Genomic DNA, 18,855 nt, shown 5'->3' with positions numbered 1-18,855 from the left:
AGGTACGCCAGTGAGCGGCGATTTCCCTGCGCGATCAAGAATCCTCGGACTGTGCCCTGACACCCGGCTCGTCACCGCGGTCGCACGCGGTGGGGGATTCGGGTTCCTCGACCTGACCGGCATGACCGCGGCCGACCTGACGGCGGCGGTCACCCTGCTCGACGGAGTCCCGTTCGGCGTCCGGATCCCGGCGGACTGCGCCATCCCGCCCGAGGTCATCCGGTCCTGCGGCGCTTCTGTTGCCCTGCAAGGAGATGGCAGTTGCGGACTGCCGTTCCTCGCCGAAGTGTCGTCGTTGCAACAAGCGGCGCTGGCCGTCGCGAGCGGCGCGTCCGGGCTGGTCGCGATGCCGGGCGAGTTGTCCGCTTTCGTGCTGTTGCAACAGATTCTCGCGAAGAACACGGTGCCGGTGTGGGCGACCGGCGTCGGCCCGCGCACGGCCGTCGGCGCTGTCGCCGGCGGTGCCGCCGGCGTGCTGCTCGCCGAACAGCTCACGCTGCTCGCGAACCCTGGGAGCCGACCGTCCTCAACGGACTCTTCGCTGGCTCCCCTGTTCGCCCAGCGGTATCGGGACGTCGAGAGCGCGGTCCGCTCGCTTCGGGCTGCTGTGGAGCACGTTCCTGAGTCGGTCGACGGCGCGCCCCTGTCGTTGGGCAGCGCCTTGCCGATCGCCCAGGGGCCGATGACCAGGGTGAGCGATCAGCCCGGGTTCGCGGCCGCGGTCGCCGAGCACGGCGGTTTCCCGTTCGTGGCGGTGGCGACCCTGTCCGGGAAGCAGACGGCCGATCTGCTGGCGACGACCTCGCTGGCGCTGGGTGATCGGCCGTGGGGTGCCGGGATGCTCGGCTTCATCGACGCCACGACCAGGGACGAGCAGCTCGCCGCCGTGCTCGCGGCCCGGCCGCGGTGCGCGTTGCTGGCGGGCGGAAAACCCGCCCAGGCCAAGACACTCGAAGCAGCGGGCATCGCCACGTACGTGCACGTGCCGTCGCCGATCCTGCTCCAGCAGTTCCTCGACGCGGGGCTGCGCCGGTTCGTGTTCGAGGGTGCCGAGTGCGGCGGGCACGTGGGACCGCGGCCGAGTTTCGCGTTGTGGGAGCAGCAGCTCGACGTGCTGCGCGGGCACGGGCCGGGGCTGGAGATCCTGTTCGCGGGCGGCGTGCACGACGCGCGTTCCGCCGCGATGGTGTCGGCGAGCGCGGCCGAACTGGCGGCCGCCGGCGCGGGCATCGGTGTGCTGATGGGTACCGCCTACCTGTTCACTCAAGAGGCCGTGGCCACCGGTGCCATCACGGATCTCTTCCAGGACCAGGCGATTCAGGCCGATTCGACGGTGACGCTGGAGACCGCGCCCGGTCACCGCACGCGCTGCCTGCCCAGCCCGTACACGGAGCGGTTCGAGGAGCTGAAGTGGGAGCTCGGCGCCGAGGGCGTGCCGGCTCAGGAGGCCTGGCAACGGTTGGAGGAGTTGAACACCGGGCGGTTGCGGATCGCCAGCAAGGGGTTGACGCGTCAGGGCGCTGAGCTGGTGGCTGTCGACGCCGACGCTCAACTGGGGCAGGGCCTGTACATGGCGGGCCAGGTCGCGGCGCTGAGAGACGCCCGGACGACGATCGCCGAGCTGCACACCGCCGTCACGGATGGTGCGGCGGAGCTTCTGCGGAAACGAGGCACAGCACGCGTTCCTCGTGAAGTGACCGGAAACCGGGACATCGCCGTGGTCGGCATCGCCTGCACCTTCCCCGGAGCCCCCGACCTTCCCGCGTTCTGGTCCAACATCCTCAACGGCGTCGACTCGGTCACCGAGGTCCCCCAGGACCGCTGGGACCCGGCCGTCTACTCGGGACAGTCCGCTTCCCGCTGGGGAGGTTTCCTGCCGCCGGTGGAGTTCGACCCGCTGGCGTACGGCATCCCGCCGACGTCGATGGCGAGCATCGACCCCGCCCAGCTCGTCTCCCTCGAAACCGCGCGCCGCGCGCTCGCCGACGCCGGCTACGACGAGCGCGACTTCGACCGCGAACGCACCAGCGTGATCTTCGGTGCGGAAGCGGGCAGCGACCTCGCGAACGCCGAGACGCTGCGCGCTCTGCTGCCCTCCTACCTGACCGAGGTGCCGGCCGAACTGCTCGACCAGCTCCCCGAACTCACCGAGGACTCCTTTCCCGGCACGCTGGCCAACGTCATCTCCGGCCGCATCGCCAACCGGCTCGACCTGCGCGGCGCGAACTACACGGTCGACGCGGCCTGCGCGTCGTCGTTGGCAGCGCTGGACATCGCGGTCAAGGAGCTGCGCTCGGGCACCAGCTCGATGGTGCTGTGCGGCGCGGTCGACCTGCACAACGGCATCAACGACTACCTGAACTTCACCTCCGCCGGCGCGTTGTCGCCGACCGGCCGCTGCCGCCCGTTCGACGCCACCGCCGACGGAATCGCGCTCGGCGAAGGCGTGGCGTGCCTCGTCCTCAAGCGGGCGAGCGACGCCGAGCGGGACGGCGACCGCGTGTACGCGGTGATCAAGGGGGTCGGCGCGGCCAGTGACGGCAAGGCGCTCGGCCTGACCGCGCCCCGTCCGGAGGGGCAACGGCGTGCCCTCGAACGCGCATACGAAGACGCGCGCTCGTCGCCCGCCGACGTCCGCCTGATCGAGGCGCACGGGACCGGCACCGTCGTCGGTGACGCGACCGAACTCCGCACCCTGACCGAGTTCTTCACCGACTCGGGCGCGCGGCCGGGCTCGATCGCACTGGGCTCGGTGAAGAGCCAGATCGGCCACACGAAGTGCGCGGCGGGGCTGGCCGGGCTGATCAAGGCCGTGCTCGCGCTGTGGCACGAGGTCGTGCCGCCCACGCTCCACCTCACCTCGCCGAACGCCGCTTGGGAGGCCGGCCGCAGTCCCTTCACGTTCACCACGACCGCCCGCCCCGCTCCCGGCACCAAGGGCCTCGCCGGGGTGAGCGCGTTCGGGTTCGGCGGCACCAACTTCCACGCCGTCCTCGCGCGCGGCCCGATTCCCCCGGATCGCGCGCACGGCCTGCGCGACTGGCAAGCCGAGCTGCCCGCCACCAGCGTGACCGTGCAGGAACCCGGCAAGATCGCGTTCCTGTTCCCCGGCCAGGGCAGCCAGCGCACCGGCATGCTCGCCGAGCTGTTCGTGCACTTCCCCGAACTCGCGGACAGCATGCGAGCGCACCCCGAGCTGGTGTCGGCGGTGTTCCCGCCGAGAGCGTTCGACGACGCTCACCTCGCGGCGCAGCACGACGCCGTGACGGACACCCGCGTCGCCCAGCCAGCGCTGGGCGTCATGGAGTCCGCGCTGTGCCGGTTGCTGGCCGAACTCGGTGTCACACCGGACTTCCTCGCCGGGCACAGCTACGGCGAGCTGGTCGCGCTGTCGGCCGCCGGAGCGTTCGACACCGCCACCCTGATCGAGCTGAGCCACGCCAGGGCGGCCGCCATCGCCGGCATGCCGTCCGGCGCCATGGCCGCGGTGAGAGCACCGCGCGACGTGGTGGCCCGCGAACTCGCGGACCTCGACGTCGTGCTGGCCAACCACAACGCGCCGGACCAGGTCGTGATCTCCGGCAGCTCGTCCGCCGTCGACCACTGCGTCGGGCACCTGCGCGAACGAGGCATCGCGGCCAAGCGGATCCCGGTCGCCTGCGCCTTCCACAGCCCGCTCGTGGCCCCGGCCGGTGACCTGTTCGCCGTTGCCCTGCAAGGCGCGTCCATCCACGATCCCCGTTTGCCGGTGTGGTCGAACCGCACCGGCAAGCGGTACCAGCCCGGTTCCGTCCGGGACGAGCTGGCCGCGCAGATCTCAGCGCCGGTCCGGTTCGTCGACCAGATCGAGGACCTCTACGAGGCCGGCGCACGGATCTTCGTCGAGGTCGGGCCCGGCCAGGTGCTGTCGAGGCTGACACGCGAGATCCTCGCCGACCGCCCGCACACGGCGCTCGCCTGCGAACCAGGCCTGCGCGGATTCCTCACCACGCTCGGCAAACTCGCGGCCGCGGGCGTCGCCGTGCGCACCGACCGCCTCGCCCGCAGCCGCCCCGAGCCGCGCACGAACACGTGGACCGTGAGCGGCCACCTGGTGCGGCAACCGGACGGACAGATCCCCGCCAACGGACTCACCCCGGCCCGGCAGATCACGAGGACGACCATGAACGAGCCAGCGCGCGACCAGGTGATCGTGGAGTTCCTGCGCACGAGCCGCGAGTTCGTCGCCAGTCAACGCGATGTGATGCTCGGCTACCTCGGCTCGCCCGTCGTCACGGCACTTCCGGAGCCCGCGCCCAGGGTGATCAACGCCCCGGCCGCGCACACGCCCAGGGTGATCAACGCCCCAGGCCCGCACACGCCACAACCGGCCGCGGTCGAAGTCCCGCAATCGACCGATGTCTGCGGTTCGGTGCTGGCCGTGATCAGCGACCGCACGGGGTTCCCGGCGAGCATGATCCAGGGCGACCTCGACCTGGAAGCCGACCTGTCGATCGACTCGATCAAACGCACCGAGATCGCGGGCACCCTGCTCACCCGGCTCGGACTGACGGGCAGCGACACGGACCTGCTCGTCCGCGAACGGACCGCGAACGGGCTCGTCGCGCGCCTCGAACTCCTGCTCGAACCGGCGCAGCCCGCTCAGCCAGCGCCGCCCGCTCAGCCAGCACAGCCGGCTCAGCCAGCACCGCCCGCTCAGCCAGCACCGCCCGCGGGGAACGCCCCGTGCCGCTACGTCAGCCGGCCGACGGCCTGTCCCACGGCGATCGCCGACGTGGCGAAGCTGCGCGGCAGGACGTTCACCGTGCTGTCCGGACCGCCGCAGCTCGCCGACTCACTCCGGGCCGGTCTCACCGGCGCGGGCGCCGTGGCGGCCAACGGACCGGATGCGGACATCGTCATCTCCCTCGAGGCCCTCACCGACACCGGCGAGTCACCCGCACCACGACTGTTCACCCAGCTGAAGGCCACCCGCGGCACGTTCATCGCCGTGGCGACGACGTCGAGCGCCGGACTGCGCGGCCTCTTCCGCGCCGCCGCCCTGGAACGCGACACCACGACCAGACTCGTCCTGCTCGACTCGCTGACCAACGCCGACGCCGTCCTGATCTCCGAAGCGCTCACCACCGACGGACCCGTTGTCGTGCACCACAACGACGACGGCCGCTGGACCACCTCCCCGATGCCGGAAGAGCTCGGCTCACTGGCGCGCTCCGGCGCCGGCCCGGGCAGCGGCGAACTGCGGGCACTCGGCCTGGGCCCGAACTCCGTGGTCCTGCTGATCGGCGGCGCCCGCGGCATCACCGCACGCACCGCCATCGCACTGGCCGCCAGCGGCTGCCGCATCGAGCTAGCCGGGCGCACCCCGTGGCCCATGCTGTCCGAAGACGCCTCCTCTCTCGAAGGTGTTGAGGCCATCCGTCACCTGCGCACCGTCAAGGCGCAGCAGGAGATCGCCAGGACCCTCGACCAGATCACCGCGGCCGGCGGCCAGGCCGGCTACCAGAGCGTCGACGTCCGCGACGGCGAGGCCGTCCACCAGCTCATCAAGGACATCGTCACCCGGCACGGCCGCATCGACGGCGTCGTCTACGCCGCGGGCGTCATCGACGACAAACTCATGGCGGACAAGGACGAGACGTCGTTCCGCACGGTCTTCGAGACCAAGGTCGGCGGTGCGAGCACACTGCTGGCAGCGCTGGCCGAAGAGAAGATCGAGCCGGGCTTCGTCACGTTCTTCGGCAGCATCTCGGCGGTCCTCGGCAACCGCGGCCAAACCGACTACGCCGCAGCGAACGACGCGTTGGAAGCGCTCGGCGAGCAATGGCGCGGCCGCGCGCTGACCGTCCACTGGGGACCGTGGGCACCGGCCGACGAGCACAGCGGCATGGTGTCGCCCGAACTGGCCCGCGAGTACGAACGACGCGACGTGGCCATGATCGACCCCGACGAGGGCACCGCCGCGCTGCTGCGGGAACTCGCGTACGGAACCGAGAGCGCCGTGCTCTACACGGCATCGCTGTGGTGAGCCAGGAGCCGGTCGCCGTCGTCGGGATGGGGGTGCTGCTGCCTGGTGCCGCCAATGCCGGGCAGTACTGGCAGAACATCGTCACCGGCACGGACGCCATCACCGAGATCCCGCTGAGTCGGTGGGATGCCGGGTTCCACGGCGGCGGAGGCGGGGCGCCGGGCCGGGCTGGTGGGCGCCAAGATCAGGGCTCCCACGGGCTCGTGCCCGGCGAGGCCTACGGGCGCCGAGATGGCAACGCTCCCGGCCCCGCGCGCGACCAGGCCTACGGGCGCCGAGATCACGGTGCTCCCGGGTCCCAAGAGCTTGCGCCCGACCGGACCCACGGCCACCGCGGCGGCGCGGCACCGGGCCATGCCAGCGGGCGCCAAAATCACGGCGCTCCCGACCCCGCGCGCAACCACACCTACGCCACTCCCGGCTCCCCCGACCCCGCGCGCAACCACACCTACGGCACTCCCGGCTCCCCCGACCTAGCGCCCGACCAAACCTACGGCCACCGAGGCGGCTTCATCCCAGACACCATCGACTTCGACCCCCTCGCCTTCGGCATCCCCCCGGCCGACGTCAGCGCAATGGAACCCGACCAGATCGCAGCACTGGCCACCGCAGTAGCCGCAGTCGAGGACGCGGGCGGATTCGACCGCCTCGGCGACCGCTCAAAGGTCGGCGTCATCCTAGGCCGCGGTGGCTACCTCTCCCCCGGCCTGCTGCGGTTCGACCAGCGGGTGCGCACCGTCCGGCAGATCACCGCCACGGTCAGGGAGCTCGTGCCCTCGGCCGGGCCCGAGGTGCTCGAGCGGCTGCGCGCCGCGCTGCTCGAACCCCTCGGCGAGTTCCGCGCCCAGTCCGCCATCGGGCTCGTGCCGAACCTCGCTGCCTCCCGCATCGCCAACCGCCTCGACCTGCTCGGGCCGGCGTACACAGTGGACGCTGCCTGCGCGTCGTCGCTCGTCGCGGTCGACCAGGCCATCGGCGAGCTCGTCCGGCGCCGGTGCGACGTGGTGCTCGCCGGCGGTGTGCACCACTGCCACGACGACACCCTCTGGTCGATTTTCACCCAGCTCGGGGCGTTGTCTCCGAGCCAGCGGATCAGCCCGCTCTCGCACCACGCCGACGGCCTGCTCATCGGCGAGGGCACCGCGGTCGTGATGCTCAAACGCCTGGTGGACGCCCGGAAGGCCGGCGATCGGGTCTACGCCGTGCTGCGTGGTTCCGGAACCTCCAGCGACGGCAAGGGGGCCAGCCTGCTGAGCCCGTCGGTCACCGGACAGGTCCTCGCTCTCCGCCGGGCGTGGACGGCGGCGGCGCTCGATCCCGGCGACATCGGGTTGCTGGAAGCGCACGGCACCGCGACCAAAGCCGGTGACAGCGCGGAACTGGCGACCCTCGCCGAGGTGTTCGGACCGCCCGGCGAGACGCGGGCCGTCATCGGCTCGGTCAAGTCGATGATCGGGCACACCATGCCTACCGCCGGGATCGCGGGCCTGGTCAAGGTCGCCCTCGCGCTGTACCACCGGGTGCTGCCGCCGACGTTGCACTGCGATGATCCCAATCCCCTCCTGGACAAGACCCGGTTCCGCACGATCGCGACAGCCGAGGAGTGGACGTCCGACCGGCCGCGGCTGGGCGCGGTGAACGCCTTCGGGTTCGGTGGGGTGAACGCGCACGTCGTGCTGGAGGAGGCCGACACCGCGCCGAAACGCCGGGTTCGGGTCCACGAACCGGAGCGGGTGCTGCGGATCGCCGCACGGACGCCGGAAGAACTCCGCGACCTGCCGCGCGACGGCGACGGGCCGTGCCGGATCGGGATCGTCGGGCCCACCGACGAGAAGCTCGCGCTGGCCAGGCAGATCATCGCCAAGGGCAAGGCCTGGCGCGGCCCCAAGGACATCTGGTTCACCACCGAACCGTTGCTGCGTGAGCCGAGCGCGAAGACCGCGTTCCTCTTCCCCGGTCTCGAAGGCGAAGCGACGCCGAACTGCGGAGACATCGCGAAACACTTCGGGCTCGCCCAGCCGCTGTGGTCGACCGAGAGCCTGCTCGACCACGCCGAGAGCGTCACGCACGTCGGAACCCTGCTACACGACGCGCTCGGACGCATCGGCATCACGCCCGACGCACTGGCCGGCCACAGCGTCGGCGAGTGGACCGCCATGCAGGTCGCGGGCATGTACACGCCGGGACCGGCGGCGGACCTGGTCAGCCGGTACTGGCCGGGCGGCTTCACCGTGCCGGACACGGAGTTCCTCGTGCTCGGATGCTCGACCGCCAGGGCCGCAGAACTCTCCGCCGGCCTGGAGGTCGTGATCTCCCACGACAACGCGCCGCAGCAGACCATCGTCTGCGGCACACCTCAGGCGGTCCTGCGGCTCGCCGACGCCTGCCGCGCGGCCGGGGTGATCGCGCGGGCATTGCCGTTCCGGTCCGGGTTCCACACGCCGTTCCTCACTCCTCACCTGGCACCGTTCGCCCGGCTCGTCGCCGAACTCGACGTGCGGAAGGCGCGGATCCCGGTGTGGTCGGCCACCACGGTCAGCCCCTACCCCGACGAGCCGGCCGAGATCCGTGACCTGTTCCTCGCGCACCTGGTGCGGCAGGTCCGCTTCCGGGAGCTCGTCAAGACGCTGCACGGCCGGGGCTTCCGGGCGTTCGTCCAGGTCGGCGCCGGTCAACTTGGCTCGTTCGTCAGCGACACACTGCAGGACGCCGAACACCTCGTCATCGGCGCTGCCTCCGGGCTGAGGCCGGGGTTGAGCCAGCTCCGGCGGGTCGCCACGGCGTTGTGGGCCGAGGGCGCACAACCCCGGTTCGACCTGCTGGAGCCGCGGCAGGTGCGGCTCAACACGTCCACCGCCCTGCTGAAGCTGCCCGAGAACACGCGCGGGCTGCTGGAACCGAACCTGCCGACCGGGCTTTCCGACGGTGTAGCGGCGGAGTTCGCCGCGTTGCTCGGCGAGATCCGGCGCTCCGCCGCGGACGTGGTCGCCGCCGCGGCGAACCGCACGGTCGAGTCCACTGTGGACGTGTCGCTGGCGGCCATGCCGTACCTCCGCGACCACCGGTTCTTCCGGCAGCGCGACGGCTGGCAGGACGAGTCGGACTTCTGGCCCGTCGTCCCGGCGACCACGCTCGTCGACATCGCTTGCCGGGAAGCCGAAAAAGCCTGGCCGAACGAGCTCGCGATCGGCGTCCGGGACGCGACCTTCGCGAAGTGGCTGCTCGCCGAACCGGCCACGACCGTCCCGGTCTCCTTGCGCCGTCAGGGCGATCTCGTCGAGGTCGGCATCGGCACGTACGCGACGATCACGGTGAGCCTGGCTTCATCCTTCACTGAAGCTATAGTGCCAATGTCGATCGACGAGCCGGAGTCACCGCCTCCCCTGACCGCCGCCGAGATCTACACCCGCCGCGAGATGTTCCACGGCCCGGCGTTCCAGGGCCTCGCGAAGCTGCACGGCATCGGCCGCCGGCACATCCGCGGGACCCTCGTCGTGCCACCGGGACCAGGTGGGTTGCTGGACAACGTCGGGCAGCTCCTCGGCTGCTGGATGCTCGCCACCGACACCGAGAACCTGCTGGCCTTCCCGCGCTCGATCAAACGGGTCACCTGGTACCGGCCGGAACCGGCGCCGGGCACCGAGGTCGAGTGCGTCGCGAGGATCCACGCCCGGCCGGACCTGCTCGACCTCACCGCACAGCTGATCCTCGACGGCCGCGTGCTGGCCGAGATCGAGGGCTGGCAGGACGTCCGGTTCCCCTGCGACCGGCACGCCCACCGCGCCTACGCGTTCCCCGACCGGCACTTCCTGTCCATAGTGGACGGCTACAGGGCAACGGTCGAGGACCGGTGGCCGGGCAACGCCGCCCGCGAGTTCTACGCGGGCGTCTACCTCAACCGCGCCGAAAGGACGACGTTCGCCGCGTGCCCGCCACGTGAGCAACGGGAATGGCTGCTCAGAAGGATCGCGATCAAGGACGCGGTGCGGGCCAGGCTCGCCGAGCCGGTCTTCCCCGCCGAGATCCGCGTCCACGACGACGAGTCGGTCTCCGGCTTCACCCTCACCGTCACCTCCGACCGCAACCGCGCCCACGCCCTGGCAACACCCAACGGGAGCACAGCATGACGACCAGCATCACCGTCTTCGACACCGTCGCCGACCTGCTCGCCCCGTTACTGGGCGACGCCGACCTGCTGGCCGCCGAGATCAGGCCGGACAGCGCGTTCCACGAGGACCTCGGGCTGGAGAGCATCGACCTCGTCACGTTCGCGGGCATCCTCAAGGAGCACTTCGGGGACGACGTGAACCTCGCGGAGTACCTGGCGCAGAAGGACCTCGACGAGGTCATCGACCTGACGGTCGGCGACATCGCGGAGTTCGTCGCCGTCCGGCTCGGCGAGCGGGGTTGATGCCGATGCCCACGATGACCGTGAACGGGCTGAGCACGAACGTCCAGCTCGTCCCCGCGGACGGGACCCAAAGCAATCGGACCCAGACCGTGGTGTTCCTGCACGGCATGGGAACCGACAGCCTCGCGAGCTTCTACCTGACGCTCGCCCCGCCCGTCGCCGCCGCCGGGATCAACGTGATCAGCTACGACCTGCGCGGCCACGGCAAGACCGAGCGGCCGGCCAGCGGGTACACGATCGCCGACTTCGTCGCGGACCTGCACGACCTGCTCTGCCAGCTCGACGTCGAGCAGGTGCACCTGGTCGGCAACAGCTTCGGCGGCACGCTTGCGTTCAGCTACGCCGCGGCACATCCCAGCCGTGTGCGCAGCATCGTGTGCATCGAGTCGGAACCGGCCACCGAGGTGTGGGCGGACAAGATGACCCAGATCCTCGACCACACCGTGGAGTTCCTCGCCCACGAGGAGAGCTACGACTGGATCGAGGCGAACTTCAGCGCGCACCACCGGCGGCTCGCGCGGATGGCCGCCGACCGGATCATGACCACGAGCATCGCCCAGGAGGTGCCGCTCGGACCGTTGCTCAGCCTCGACGACATCGCCGCCATCGAGTGCCCGGTGCTGTCGATCCTCGGCAGCCACGGCTACCAGGCCAACGACCTCGAGGCCCTGACCTCGTCGCTGCGCAACGGGGAACTGCACGTCTTCGAGGGCCAGGGGCATTCGGTGCTGGTCGAACGGCACCGCGAAGTGCGCGAGCTCGTGCTGCGCTGGATAGATCGGCAGACCGGGTGAGGTTTCTGCTGGTGGTGCCGCCGCTCACCGGACACGTCACCCCGTTGCGGGCGGTGGCGGCGGCACTGCGCGCACGCGGTCACGAGGTCGCCTGGTGCGGCCCGGAACCGTGGACGTCCCAGGTCGTCGGTGAGTCCGCGTACCCGGCCGGCGACTCCGCTCCGTTCGCCGTGGAGCTGCGGCCCGCCGACGTGCGCGGCTTCGCGGCGTTGAAGTTCCTGTGGGAGAACTACCTCATCCCGCTCGCCGACGAGATGATGCCCGGCGTCCGCGCCGCGGCGACGAGCTTCGAACCCCATGTCGTCGTCGCCGACCAGCAGGCCCTCGCGGGTGCGGTGGTCGCGCGGCAGCTCGGAATCCCTTGGGCCACCTCGGCCTCCACGTCCGCCGAGCTCTCCGAACCGACCCCGAACCTGCCGAAGATCGCGGACTGGATCACCGGTCTGCTGCGGGAGCTGTGCCGCCGGTACAGCGCGCCCGTCTGCGATCTCCGGTACTCCCCCTCACTCATCCTCGCGTTCACGACCCGCGAACTCGCCGGCGCACCGTCGGTGCACCTCGCCCCTGTCGTGCACTACCTGGGCGCGCCGGAGACCGAACCATCCAAAGTGGACTTCGATTGGGAGGCACTCGACGAACGACCACTCGTGATCGTCACCCTCGGCACCGCGAACGCCGGTACGGGGCAACGGTTCCTCGGCGAGTGCGCCACCGCCCTGGCGTCGATGAACGAGGTTCAGGGCGTCATCGCCGGAACACCGCAAACACCCCAGATTCCTCAGGTCGAGCTGCTGCAACGCGCGGCGGCCATCGTCTGCCACGGCGGCCACAACACCGTCGTCGAGAGCCTGCACGCGGGTGTGCCACTGGTGGTCGCCCCGATCCGCGACGACCAGTCGGCGCTGGCGCAGCAGGTGGTCCAGTCGGGTGCAGGCGTGCGGATCCGGTTCGACCGGGCCAACGCCGGAGACATCCGCCAGGCGATCACCTGGCTGCTCACCCGCCCGCAGTACGCCAGGAGCGCGGCGAGGATCCAGCGCTCGTTCGCCGACGCCGGCGGGGCCACCGAAGCCGCCCGGCTCCTGGAACAGGAAGGACAGTCATGCAACCCGATGTCGAGATGACCGAGATCGAACGGCTCATGTGGGACGTCTACGAGCACGTCCGCAACAACGGCGGCCGCGTCTACGAGGGCGGTGCCAGCGTCCAGGAAGCCCAGTACCTGCAGGAGGTCGTCCAGCGGACGCACGCGCGGCGGATCGCCGAGGTCGGGTTCAACGTCGGGTTCTCGAGCATCGCCTTCCTGGAGAGCTCGCCCGACGTCACCGTGGTGTCGTTCGAACTGGACCGCAGGCACGCCGTGGACCTGGCGAAGCAGTACGTCGACGAACGCTATCCCGGCAGGCACGAGCTGGTGATCGGCACGTCGCTCAAGACACTTCCCGCCTACGAGGCCGGGCAGTTCGACCTCGTGTTCGTCGACGGCGGACACGAGTACGAGGTGGCGGCCGCGGACATCCGCAACGCCGCCCGGATCGCCAAGCCGAACGGCCTGGTGATCGTCGACGACCTCGTGCCCTGGTACCCGTGGGGCATCGGGCCCACCCAGGCGTGGGAAGAGGCCGTCGGTGACGGCCTGATCGACCCGATCGAATCCTTTGTGGACGGCCAACCCGTCGAGTTCATCGCCGAGCCCGGCGATCGTGCCTGGGCGCTGGGCAGGTTCCGCTAGACCCTCTCGCAGAACAAAGGAGTTCGGATGAGGAAACGCAGTCTCGCTGGCGCGCTGTTACTCGTGCTGGCCACGGTCGCCGTTCCTGCGGCGGCGCAGACCTCGTGGGTGCCGCAACCGGTACCCGCCACCTACGGTCGCAGCACTCCGGTGGTCGCGACCGTCACGATGGACGACGGCGTGGCGATCTCCACCCAGACCATCTACCCGACGAACCCCACGACCGGAGCGCGGGCGCCCGGTACCTTCCCGGTGCTGCTCAGCCAGAACCCGTACGGCACCTCCCCGATCGACCCCACCGTCGCCGGTGACTACTTCGTCAAGCGCGGCTACATCTACGTCGTCTCCGCCGTGCGCGGCACCGGCACGTCGGGCGGCCAGCTCGACTGGTTCGGCGAGCGGCAGGGGCGTGACGGCGCGGTGCTGGTGAACTGGGCGGCGCAGAACCTGGACGGGTCGGACGGCAACGTCGGCCTCGACGGCTGCTCGTACCTGGGCGTCAACCAGTGGTTCACGGCCGCGGCCGTCGGCCCGAACTCCGCGCTCAAGGCCATCGCACCGTTCTGCACGGACTCGTCGTTCTACGAAGACCTCTCGGCGGCGGGAGGTATTCCCACGCAGTTCGTGCCGCAGGTCGCCATGGTGATCCCGCGCGGCCCGCAGTCCACCCCGGGCAACGAGCCGATCACGGAGACCGTCAACGATCTCAAGAACGGCGGCCCGCGCTCGTACAACAACGACTACTGGCGCAACCTCAGCATCCAGAACCTGATGCCGAAGATCGTCGCGAACGGCGTGCCCGCGCTGTCGCAGTCCGGCTGGAACGACCTGTTCCCCGGCGGCAACATCGGCGCGTACGTGGCGGGCCAGAACGCCTACCACGGCAGGCCGCTCACGGCACCGGTGCGCGCGGGGCAGGCGGTCACCGGTCGCTACCAGGCGATCGTGGGTCCGTGGGCGCACGGTGCGAACGTCTCCGGTGACGTGCTGGCCAACATCCGCAAGGAGTGGTTCGACACGTGGCTCAAGAACAAGCCGACCGGCATGGCGAACACCACGAAACCGTTGCACCTCTTCCAGAACCAGGCGGCCCGGTGGGTGGACACGGCGGCCTGGCCACCGTCGCTGCGCACCGAGACGTTCTACCTCAACACCGGTGGCACGCTGACCGCGAACCAGCCCACCGCCGCCGGCGCGGACACGCTGTACTACTCGGCGCCGTGGTTCCCGTTGACCTACAACACTCCCGTCTTCACCGAACCCAAGGTGCTCGACGGGCCGATCAACGTGAGCGCGTACGTCAAGTCGACCACGCGGGACGCCCAGGTCTCGGTGGTGGTCAACCTGGTCAACCAGTGGGGCTTTGCGACCAAGCTGGCCGACGGCACCCAGCTCGCCAGCCTGCGTGAGCTCGACGCAGGACAGAGCTGGTACGGCGATGGCAACACCCTCATCAAGGCCAGCCACCCGTTCACCCAGGCGAGCCAACGGCTCCTCAACCCCAACGAGACGGTGAAGGTGGACATCTCGGTGCTGCCCAACTTCACCCTGATCCCGGCGGGCTACCGGCTGCAGGTCGTGCTGACCGGGCCGACGCCGGGGAACTTCCACATCCCGATGGCACCGACCCCGCAGCAGCAGGCCAACCTCAACTACGGCCAGTTCGCCATCAGCCGGGCGCCGGGAACGGCATCGTCGATCACGCTGCCGCTCGCGCCGCCCAGCATGTTCAGCACCAGCCCGATCAGCTGGGGTCCGTCGGCATGAGGTGAATCGGCACCACGTTGCCGCCACTGACGACGAACGCGACCCTCGAGATCGCCTGACCGGCCACTCCGATCTGCAACCGCAGATCGGAGTGGTTGTTCTGTCTGCTCGTGAAAGCCGCCTCCGGCAACGGGATCACGGCGGTCTTCCACGTCTCGGTGCCCGTGTTCGTGACGAACGCCGAGTCGCGGTAGGCGTTGTTGCCCACGTTGCCGTAGGAGTCGTACTGGATGTTCCAGTTCGCCGTACCGCGGTCGAAGTACGTGACGTGCGCGCTGGCCTGGTAGTTGCCGCCGGGGACCACGCTGTCGTCGATGTCGAAGTACATGAACGGTGACGCGGAACCCGTTGTGGTGCGGGCGGTCCGGCCGCCGATGGTGATCGGCGTGGTGCGGCCGTCGTCGCCGTCCTTGATCCACGCGCCGCGCGGGGTGTCCGGGTTGCCGAGCTCCGCCCCGACGATCGCGTCGGACGACTGCCCGATGCCCACGGCGAAGACGTGCATCGCCGGGTTGTTGGGCACCTGCCGTGGCGCGACGTCCGGCAGGATCACGTACTTCACCGTCTTGGCCGGGTCGAGCGGGGCCCAGGCCAGGTAGACGTGCACCCGCTGGTCCTGGCGCGAGCTGTTCGGCCCGACGTTCAGGTAAGCCGGCGCTGCCGCGATCGACGTGCCCGGCAGGGCGCTGCTCGACCACCAGTCCGCGAATGACAGCGAGTAGCTCTGCGTGCTGCCGTCGGTGTAGACGATCGAGCCAGAACCGGTGGTGCTGCCGAACGCGCTCGAGCCGAGGAAGCCGAGCAACCGGCCGGAACCGCTCACCGGCACCACCTGCCCGCCCGCGACCACGTTGTTCGCGACGTTGGACGATGGCCAGGTGAAGCCGATGCCGCCGACGTTGACCGGTCCGGCGTTGAGCCCCGCCGCGGCCAGTGCCTGCGCCGAGTAGTTCAGGCCGCTACCGTCGAACGCCCCGGCCGCCGGCTGGTTGTCGTTGCTGATGCCGATGTTGTTGAAGGCCGCTGCCACCGAGCCGTAGGGGACCTTGACCGTGCCGCCCGAGTCGAACGTGCCGAACGCGGATGTGGCGGTGAAGCCGAGTTGGTAGGAGCCGGGCTGTGCCGAACCCGCTGTGACCGTCCAGCGGACCGTGACCGACGAACGCGGCGGGACGCGGTCGAAGGTGGTCGGGGTCGTCGGCGTGGCCGTCCAGCCGGACGGCGCCGTGATCGACACCGACAGGCCGCGCACATCCTCCGCGCTGCCATTGGTGAAGGTGGCGGTCGCGGTGTCCGAGGCGCCGGAGGCCAGGATCGACGGTGTGGTGCTGGTCAGCGTGCCGGTCACGAGGATCGGTGCCGAGCCGGAGACGCCGTTCACCGTCGTGGTGATCGTGGCGGCGCCGTCCTTGATCGCCCGCACGACACCGCTCGCGTCCACGCTGGCCACCGCCGGATTGCTGCTGCGGTAGGAGATCTGGGCGCGGCTGAGGTCCACGAAGGTCTGGTCCTCGTTGACCGCCTCGACCACCCGGTCCGCCGTGACGGTGGTGTCGGTGGCCAGCCAGCGGTTGCGGCCCTTGAGGTCGAAGCTCTCGCCGGGGCGGTAGACGACACTCTCCGGCTGGACGGTCACGTGCTTCACGCGTGCCGTCGGCGTGCCACTCACCTGCACGTCCTTGCGCGCCACGATGTTCGCCGCGTCGGTGCCCACCCGGAACTGGTAGGTGCCCGCCGGGACCGCCTCGCGCTTGTTCGCCGTGTCCCACTGGGCGAGGTCGCGGACCTTGACCGGCAGCACGACGCGTTGCGTCTGGCCGGGGCCGAGCTGGCGGGTCTTCTGGAACCCGGCCAGTCGTTGCAGCGGGACGTCGCCGGTGCCCGCGCCGGGCGTGGCCGCGTAGAGCTGGGCGACGGTGGTGCCCGCGCGCTGACCGGTGTTCGTCACGTCGAGGCTGACGTTGACGGTGTCGTTGGGCGTGGCCGTCGTGCGATCGGCCGTCACGTTGGAGATGCGGAACGTGCTGTAGCTCAGGCCGTGACCGAACGGGTAGGTCGGCGTGCCGGTGAAGTACTGGTAGGTGCGGCCGAGCCCGCCAGTGCCCGCGGCGTTGAGCCGGTAGTTCTGCATCGCCGGGAGCTGGGAGTCGTCGCGGTACCAGGTGAAGCTGAGGTGCCCGTCCGGGTTGTGCTTGCCGAACAACACGTTCGCGAGCGCCGTGCCCTGACTTTGGCCGTTGTAGCCGCTGAAGAGGATCGCGGTCACCTTCGACGTGTCGAACGTGACCGGGCCCATGGCCTGCACGGCGAGCGCGGTGCGCGGGTTGCCGAGCGCGCTGACCTGGTCGATCAACGAGTTGTAGTTGCCGGGCATGGCGATGTTCTGCCGGTCCTTGCCCTCGCGGGCGACCTCCATGTCCGTGCCGGCGAAGATCACGACCAGGTCGGCGGCGCGGACCGCGGCCTTGGTCGCCTCGCTCAGCACGGCCGGACCCGTTGCCGTGGTGGAGGTTCCGGCCGCGTCGAAGACGACCGACGCGTTCGGGAGCGCGGCGGTGATGCCCTGCACCGCGTTGGCGGTGTGGGTGGGCTTGCCGCTGTAGCCGCCGAGCGTGACCTTGCCGGCGAGGTCGCCGAGGATCACCACGCGAGAGGTCGTGGCCGGGTTGGCCGGTAGCAGGTTGTTCTGGTTCTTGAGCAGCACCAACGAGTTGTCGGCGACCTTCGTGGCGAGTGCCTGGTTGGCGGCGCTTTCGACGACCGACTTCGTGATCTTCGTGTACGCGACCTGGTCCGCCGGGTCGAACTCACCGGTGGCCATGCGCATCGTGAACACCCGCACGAGGGACGCGTCGAGCACGCCCTCGGAGAGGATGCCCGCGTCGATGGCGGCCTGGACGTTGGCGAGCGTCGCGTTGGCGCCCTCGCAGTTCAGCTGTGTTCCGGCGCGCAGGCCCCACGCCAGTGCGCCCGCGGCAGCCGGGATCTTGCGGCCGGTGGTGTTGTTCGTCCACACGACCTGGGCTCCCTCGATGGCCGAGCGCCAGCCCGGCGCCGCCCAGAGGTGACCGGTCGGCGGCGGCTGCCACACCGTCGCGATGGCGTCGCAGTCGGACACCGAGTAGCCGTCGAACCCGTAGGTGCGCTGGGCGAGCTGGTTCACCAGGTAGCCGTGGACCGCGCCGGGCGTGCCGTTGATCGAGTTGTACGACGTCATCAGCCCGCTGGCGTTGTCGTGCTCGATCAGGTCCTTGAACTGCTTGAGGTAGTACTGCCGCATGTCGGCCTCGGTGGTGGCCGAGTTGCCGGAGAGCCGGTCGTCCTCGACGTTGTTGAGCGCGTAGTGCTTCAGCGTGGCGGCGACCTTCAGGTACGGCGTCATCGCCGTGCCGTCGATCGTGTTGCCCTGGTAGCCGTTGACGAACGCGCCGGCCATCTTCGTGACGAGGTGCGGGTCCTCACCGAAGCCCTCGTCGGTCCGGCCCCAGCGCGGGTCGCGGTCCATGTTCACCGTCGGCGCCCAGTAGGTCAGGTCGCCGTACTCGTTGACGTCCGGGCCGATGTTGTTCTGCCCGTTGCCGAACAGGGTCTTGTCGAGGAAGCCCCTGGCCTCGTCGGAGATCGCCGTCGTCTCGGCGTGGACGAGGCTCGGATCCCATGTCATCGACGTCGCGAAGTTGACCGGGAAGCTGGTCGCCTTCACGTTGTCCACCGAACCCTGGCCGCCGCCCATCGCGTCGCCACCGAGCCGGTTGATGCCGTGCTGGCCCTCGCTCCAGTAGGTGTACTGCTGCACACCGAGTCTCGGGATGGCCGGGGCGTTGTTGGTGTGCAGCTGGCGCACCTTCTCCGGCAACGTCATGCGCGACACCAGATCCGCCGCACGTTCGGCGAACGTGTAGCGGGTGTCGCGGTAGATCGGTGTGCCCGGCGCCGCCTGTGCGGGGCCGACCGGAGTCAGCGTCGCCGCCACGAGGCTGAACGCGAGCATGCGAATGAACAGCGTGCGGGCCATCAGGGACCTCCGCCAGGACCGAAGGTTGAACCGTGTAACGCGGATTTCACCGTTCCGCCGTTTGCGGACACAAGTCAAGGAAAGTGGCGAGTTCCGGTACAAACTTTT

Annotated in this window: 8 protein-coding genes; 7 read left to right on the top strand and 1 reads right to left on the bottom strand. The window is 70.1% G+C overall.

The window, feature by feature from the left end; translation table 11 throughout:
* Nucleotides 1–121: 121 nt before the first annotated feature.
* Genes ACIA8G_RS13065 through ACIA8G_RS13035 form a run of 7 tightly spaced genes read left to right on the top strand, consistent with a single transcriptional unit; the run spans nt 122 to nt 14,732 of the window.
* A complete protein-coding gene (locus tag ACIA8G_RS13065) occupies nt 122–6,028 on the top strand; it encodes an SDR family NAD(P)-dependent oxidoreductase (protein WP_396418704.1) in 5,907 nt (1,968 codons plus the stop codon).
* The gene (locus ACIA8G_RS13060) at nt 6,025–10,155 is read left to right on the top strand and encodes a beta-ketoacyl synthase N-terminal-like domain-containing protein (RefSeq protein ID WP_396418596.1); all 4,131 of its coding nucleotides are present in this window, start codon (nt 6,025–6,027) and stop codon (nt 10,153–10,155) included. Before ACIA8G_RS13065 ends, ACIA8G_RS13060 begins: the two co-directional genes overlap by 4 nt.
* A complete protein-coding gene (locus tag ACIA8G_RS13055) occupies nt 10,152–10,439 on the top strand; it encodes an acyl carrier protein (RefSeq protein WP_396418595.1) in 288 nt (95 codons plus the stop codon). The genes ACIA8G_RS13060 and ACIA8G_RS13055 overlap by 4 nt, the downstream gene beginning before the upstream one ends.
* Nucleotides 10,440–10,444: 5 nt before the next feature.
* Complete coding sequence (locus ACIA8G_RS13050) at nt 10,445–11,233, top strand: alpha/beta fold hydrolase (RefSeq protein WP_396418594.1); 789 nt, start codon at nt 10,445–10,447, stop codon at nt 11,231–11,233.
* The gene (locus ACIA8G_RS13045; protein WP_396418593.1) at nt 11,230–12,357 is read left to right on the top strand and encodes a glycosyltransferase; all 1,128 of its coding nucleotides are present in this window, start codon (nt 11,230–11,232) and stop codon (nt 12,355–12,357) included. Before ACIA8G_RS13050 ends, ACIA8G_RS13045 begins: the two co-directional genes overlap by 4 nt.
* The gene (locus ACIA8G_RS13040; RefSeq protein WP_396418592.1) at nt 12,336–12,965 is read left to right on the top strand and encodes an O-methyltransferase; all 630 of its coding nucleotides are present in this window, start codon (nt 12,336–12,338) and stop codon (nt 12,963–12,965) included. The genes ACIA8G_RS13045 and ACIA8G_RS13040 overlap by 22 nt, the downstream gene beginning before the upstream one ends.
* Before the next feature lie 27 nt (nt 12,966–12,992).
* Nucleotides 12,993–14,732, top strand: a complete 1,740-nt coding sequence (locus tag ACIA8G_RS13035) for a CocE/NonD family hydrolase (RefSeq protein WP_396418591.1) — start codon at nt 12,993–12,995, stop codon at nt 14,730–14,732.
* Here the strand turns inward: ACIA8G_RS13035 and ACIA8G_RS13030 are convergent.
* A complete protein-coding gene (locus ACIA8G_RS13030; protein WP_396418590.1) occupies nt 14,710–18,747 on the bottom strand; it encodes a glycoside hydrolase family 3 C-terminal domain-containing protein in 4,038 nt (1,345 codons plus the stop codon). The two genes, ACIA8G_RS13035 and ACIA8G_RS13030, sit on opposite strands and share 23 nt — an antisense overlap.
* Nucleotides 18,748–18,855 lie beyond the last annotated feature (108 nt).

The organism is Lentzea sp. NPDC051213 (assembly GCF_044455585.1).
In the GTDB taxonomy this organism is placed as follows: Bacteria; Actinomycetota; Actinomycetes; order Mycobacteriales; family Pseudonocardiaceae; genus Lentzea.
This window is presented reverse-complemented; position numbering and strand designations above follow the sequence as displayed.